The 1,123-nt window shown below is 63.6% G+C and carries 1 protein-coding gene; it reads left to right on the top strand.

The features are described 5' to 3' along the window. The coding region (locus EN932_RS36670) for an ImcF-related family protein (RefSeq protein ID WP_281061580.1) at nt 1-1,123 on the top strand (1,123 nt) is incomplete at both ends.

The following is a 1,123-nucleotide window of genomic DNA, read 5'->3' as shown; positions in this document are numbered from 1 at the left end:
CCTCCGTCGCTGCAACGCCGGCATCGGTGGAGCAGCCCGCCATGGACGGCGCGCTCGGTGCGATGGACGCGGTCGCAACCGCCCGGACAGCACCGCCTGGCGCCGCACAGGATCTGCTGGGACCATCGGCCTCCGCGGAAATGGTGCGGGCGCAGACCGACACGTACGATCATGCCCTGCGCAATGTTCTTGAGCCACGCATGATCGCCTTGCTCGAGGCGACGATGTGGCGGCAAATCCGCGACCCGGATTTCATGCTCGGAGCGCTGAAAACCTATCGCATGATGACGGGCCTGTCTCAGATGGATCCCGATTACGCCCAAGACTGGTGGGCGAACAGCTTGCCCGAATTCGCGGCCGCGGCACCATTTCCGACCGCCGATGCCGAAGAGCATCAGCTTGCCGCCATCCGCCGGATGACGGTCGACGAGAGCTATGTCGCGCCCGACCAGGCCCTGGTTGCCGAAGCGCTGAAAACGGTGTGCACCATTTCGTTGCCGGCGCGCGCCTACAAACAGTTGCTGGCCGATCCGGCAGTGGCCGGGCTCAAGGAGTGGGTCCCGGCGAATTTCGCCGGCCCAAACGGCGGCAAGGTGTTTGCGCGGCGTTCCGCCAAGACGCTTCGCGTCGGCATTTCCGGCGCCTTCACCTATGCCGGCTTCCACGACGTCATTCTCGATCGCATCGACGATGTCGCCGCACAGGCCGCGCTCGATCGTGCCGTTTTCGCTGGCGGCTGCTCAGAGAACTCCGAAACCTCGGTCTCGGCGCTGTCCGAGGATATTCTGAAGCTCTACTATGACGACTATATCGCGCAATGGGACAGCTTCCTGCGCGACATGAGGCTCGCGCCATTGACCGATCTCATCGTCGCCAGTGAGAACCTCAAGGATCTTTCGAGCGCCGATTCCGCGCTGAAACGCCTGCTGACGGCAGTGGTGCAAGAGACGGAGCTCACCCGTTCGGATGACGCGCCCGCCGGAGATGACAAGGCGGCAGCCAAAGGCGGCTCGAAACTGCTCGGCAAACTGGGCAAGCTTGGCAAGATAGTGAAAACAGGGGCAAAACTGTTGCCACGGGCGGGTTCGGCCAGCGAGGTGGACCTGACCGGCAATCTTGTGGC

Source organism: Mesorhizobium sp. M7A.F.Ca.US.002.01.1.1 (assembly GCF_004022955.1).
Classification (GTDB): Bacteria; Pseudomonadota; Alphaproteobacteria; order Rhizobiales; family Rhizobiaceae; genus Mesorhizobium; species Mesorhizobium ciceri.
Note: the sequence above shows the minus strand (reverse complement) of the source record. Positions and strands in the feature narration are given on the sequence as shown.